Source organism: Nocardia sp. No.11 (genome assembly GCF_038752175.1).
Lineage (GTDB): Bacteria > Actinomycetota > Actinomycetes > Mycobacteriales > Mycobacteriaceae > Nocardia > Nocardia canadensis.
Genome location: NZ_JBCGFB010000227.1, coordinates 1 through 4,407, shown reverse-complemented (window position 1 = coordinate 4,407; position 4,407 = coordinate 1). Strand labels below are relative to the sequence as shown.

The following is a 4,407-nucleotide window of genomic DNA, read 5'->3' as shown; positions in this document are numbered from 1 at the left end:
CGGTCGATTCGGCGGCGGGCCGCTCGAGGTGCGCGGGCCGCCGGACGACGGTGTCGCCGTGGCCCGCGTCGTCCACCGTGCGCAGCAGCAGCGCGGCCGCGGCGGCGAAGTCCATGGCGGCCGACGGATTGGGCGAGCGGTCGAGCCAGCCGAGATGCCGGTCGAGCAGTTCCAGGCCGCGCGCCTGATTGCCGGACAACGCGCAGAACTCGAGGTGGGTGGCGATGGCCCGCAGGTCCTGCGGTTTGGTGCGCAGCACCCGGTAGGACCGGCGGTGCGCGTCGCGCGCCGCGTCGAGCTGGCCGGTGCGCAGGTAGGGCAGCAGCAACGCGGTCAGGATCAGCTGCGGCTGTTCGTTGCAGTGCAGTTCGCCGCGCAGGACAGGGGCGGCCAGCTCGACGGCCTCGGCATCGCGATCCCGCATCGCCAGCCAGGCGACCTTGCCGGTGGGGTCGCAGCCTGCGCAGTCGGAGTTCTCGTCGCGCGGTGTGGTGCACCACCTTTCGTACCAGCGCTCGGCCTCGGCCAGGTCGCCCAGATGCTCGGCGACATAGGGCCGGTAAGCGTGCACCGCGTGCAGGCTCTGGCCCTCCAGCCGATAGCGCTGCTCCATCTGGTCCAGCGCGGCCAACGCCCGATCCTTGGGCACCTCGGGGAAATTCGTCATCGCGCGCACCGCGAACTTGAAGTCCCAGCGCAGCGCGGACGCCACCCACTCCTCGTAGGCGCCGGGGTCGCGGTCGTAGTCGGCCAGGCAGCGGGCGAACGGGACGAACAGCTTGGCCGGGCTCATGCCCTGCGCGTAGGCGGTGATCAACCGCATGCGGGTGCGGAACGCGAGGTCGGTGTGCCCGCCGGCGTCGGCGTGCCGCAGGACCTGTTCCAGCAGTGCGTCTTTGCTGTCGCCGTAGGGCATGTTGCCCGCCTGGGCGAGCAGCCGCCACAGGTCGTCGACGGTGTCGGACATCAGAGCTCTCCCTGCGGATCGTGCACTGCCCAGTCGAGCAGACCGACGAACGACTTGTTCAGCAGCGCGGTGTCGACCGGCCGCATCGGATGCTGGCCGAGCAGCAGCGCCTGGCTGTAGAGCGCCTCGACCGCCATCGTCACCAACCGGGCGTCGGCGAGCCCGGCGATGCGGCGCACCAGCGGATTGCGGTGGTTGAGCACCAGTTGCGGGCGGTCGCTGTCCTGGCCGGAATCGAAGGCACCTAGGACGTCGGCCCACAGGTCGTCGGCGACTTGGCGGGTGGCCCGCAGTTCGGCGCGATGCTGGGTGTCGCGGTCGAGCAGATACAGCGCCGACAGCGACGGCGGATCGAAAGTGCGCAGCACGACCTCGCATTCGAGCCGGTCGAGCACCCGCTGGGCGGTCGTCAGGAACGGGCGCAGCGCCAATTCGGTCGCCGGGTCGACCAGGTCGAAGTGGGTCGCCAGGGCGGCGGTATCCAGGCGCGTCACCTGGATCTCGGGGTCGAGCGCGGGCAGGCGCTCCACGATCTCGGTGATGTAGGTGTAGCCGCCGTTCACCAGGCCGAGGCCCTGGGCGGCCGCCACCGCGCCGAGCTGGCGGAACTCCTCCACCGAGGGCGTGTAGCGGACCCCGCCGAACCGGCGGCGGAACTCGGCCAGCGGGATCTGCCCGGCGTTGGTCTCCACCGGCAGCCAGCGATCGACCAGCCGGAGCATGTCGTCGTCGTGCAGGGCGAGCGCCTTCACGCCGAGATCGTGGACGCGCAGGAAGCGGGCGAGCGCGGCCGGGTCGGCGGTGGACAACTCCACCAGCCAGTCCCTGATCTGCCCGCCGAGCACCTCCCTGGTGGATTCGAGCAGGTCGTCCTCGTACAGTGCCTCCCGGCTGGCGGTCGGCCGCAGCTCGGTGGTGTCGACGACGCAGCGCACGAAGAAGGCCCAGTCGGGCAGCAGCCCGGCGACGCTCTCGGCCAGCAGCATGCGCTTGAGGTACACCCGGTGCCCGGCCTTGGCCGCCGGGTTGACCGGCTGCGGAAGCACGAAAGCCACCCCGGTGACGCCGGATTCGGCACAGCTGAGATCGAAGGTGGCGAACGGGGTGAAGCCGAAGGTGTCCTCGGCGTAGGCCGCGAGGGCGGCCGTGCGGTCGTCGGGGGTGGGGTGGTTGGCCCGCCACGGCAGCTCCGGCTCGGTGACCGAGTGCCCGTCGACGGTGACCTCGAACGGCAGCAGACTGCCGAACAGCGCGGCCAGCTCGGTGACGGTGGCGCCGGTGAGCCACTGCTCGGCGCCGCGCCGGGGCGTCAGGATGACCGTGGTGCCCGGTTCCTCGCGTTCCCGCGAGGCGGGTTCGACGCGGTAGCGGCCGTCGGCGAACCCGGTCCAGCGCACCGTCGGCCCGCCGCGCGCCGAGCGGGTCAGCACGGTGACCTCGTCGGCGACCAGGAAGCACGAGAGCAGACCGATGCCGAACTGGCCGAGGAACTCGTGCCTGGCGAAGCCGAGATCGTCGCGCTTGCCGCTGCGGCCGATGGTGGCCAGGAAGGTGTGCACCTCGGCCTCGGTGAGCCCGATGCCGGTGTCGTGGATGCGGATGCTGCCGTCGCCGGTGCGGTCGGCGGTCTCGATCCGCACGCTGAGCTGCGCCGACGGGTCGAGCGCCCGGCGCGCGGTGCTCGCGTCGACGGCGTTCTGCATCAGCTCGCGCACATACACCCGCGGACTGCCGTACAGGTGGTGACTGAGCAGGTCGACCACACCACGCAAATCGACCTGGAATACCTGTTCCACCACCGGTCCCCTCCGAGCACGAGCATTACTTGCCCGGCCACTGTAACCGCAAGATCGTCCCTCGTACCGGCCACGATGTCAGGGGCATGACCTGCGTCAGCGGGTGTCGCGGGCGAGCTCGGTCCGGTTGGTGACGCCCAGTTTGGCGAGGATGTTGCGGACGTGGGTTTCCACGGTGCGTTCGGAAAGAACGAGGCGGGTGGCGATTTCGCGATTCGTCAGTCCCGCCGCCGCCAGCTCGCGGACTTCGCGCTCGCGCGGGGTGAGCGGATCGGCGCAGCGGGCGGCGGCGGTGATGCGGGTGAGCAGCGCGTCGGCGGCGGCCAGGCGATGGGTCATGCCGAGCCTGCGGAAGCCGGCGGCCGCCTGTTCGGCCGCGGCGCGCGCGGCGGTGAACTCGGCGCGGGCGAGCAAGGTGCGGGCCAGCCCGAGGTGGCCGAGCGCGACGAAGGGGCGCGCGCCGATCCTGGTGTCCATCTCCAGGCCACGCCGGTACAGCTCGACCGCGGCGTCCAGGTGTCCGGCGACGCGCGCGTTGTCGGCCCGGACCCTGGCCAGCGAGCTGACGCAGATCAGCGCGCCGGTGCCGTCGGCGCAGTAGTGCCCTTCCTGCCCGGCCAGGGCGCGGTAGACGCGATCGGCGGTCTCGGCGTCGTCGAGCAGTTCGGCCACCAAGCCGACACTGAACACGGTGCCCGCCCAGCGCGCGCCGATCTCGAGTGTGTCGGGGAGCTCCCGGAAGGGCGCGAACAGGGCCCTGGCTTCGTCGAGATCGCCGGCGAGCGCGTGCATCAGCGGCGCGAAGAGCTGCGCGATCGGGATCTTCGGGGCGAAGGCCAGTGACGCGACCGCTTCGGTCAGCTCGGCGCGGTCGACATGTCCGATGATCACCGCGTACATCCCGCGAAACGCGTGGTGCAGTCCGGCCAGCGAGAAGTCGCCGATGCCGACGGCCAGTTCATAGGCGGCGGTGTCGAAGTCGAGCGCGGCGGCGAGTTCGCCCACCAGGACGGCGCGGGTGGCGCGCAGGCGCAGCAGGTGCCAGCGGGCGAGCGGCAGCCGACGGCGCTCGACCAGCAGGTCGATGTGGTCCAGGGCGCTGTCGAAGGCGGTGAGGTCGCCGCGTTGCAGGCTCGCGTCGGCGGTCCACACGTGTCCCCAGAGCTGGGCCAGCGGTTGCTCGGCGTCGACCGCGATCTCGATCGCCCTGGCGGCCAAGGCGGTTCGTTCGTCGAGATAGTCGGGCGCGGCCAGCGACAGGTGCCGGGCGTGGAGGGCATCGAGCGTGACATCGGGGTCGGTCGAGTGCGCGGCGGCGCGCATGGCCTGCTCGGACAGCGCCCTGGCCGTCGCGCCCGCGCCACGGTCGGCGGCCGAGAGGGCGTGCCTGGCCAGGATCCGGGCGATCAGGTCGTCGTGCGTGCCCGGTTCGAGTCGACGTAAAGCGTTGTCGCACAGCAGGTCGAGTTGGGTCATCACGGTGGGCGTGGTGACGCCGTGGACCACCAGCGCCGCCTCGGCGAGCAGGTCGGGGCGAGCGGCCCGCTCGGCGAGGGCGGCGGCCTGGACGCAGTGCGCGAGGCTGTCGGCGATCCGGCCCGCCGCGAACTCGTCGCGGGCGAGGTCGAGCAGCAGGTCGGCGCG

3 protein-coding genes are annotated in these 4,407 nt (G+C 71.8%); all 3 read right to left on the bottom strand.

Features of this window, described 5'->3' with window-relative positions:
• Positions 1–967: hypothetical protein (locus V8688_RS31465; RefSeq protein WP_342802334.1), on the bottom strand; the 967-nt coding region annotated here is incomplete at its 3' end.
• Positions 967–2,766 (bottom strand): HSP90 family protein, encoded by a 1,800-nt coding sequence (locus V8688_RS31460; RefSeq protein ID WP_308248470.1) that lies wholly within the window; start codon positions 2,764–2,766, stop codon positions 967–969. The genes V8688_RS31460 and V8688_RS31465, both read right to left, overlap by 1 nt.
• 93 nt (positions 2,767–2,859) lie before the next feature.
• Positions 2,860–4,407, bottom strand: a 1,548-nt coding sequence (locus V8688_RS31455) for a helix-turn-helix transcriptional regulator (RefSeq protein ID WP_342802333.1), incomplete at its 5' end; no start/stop codon positions are given.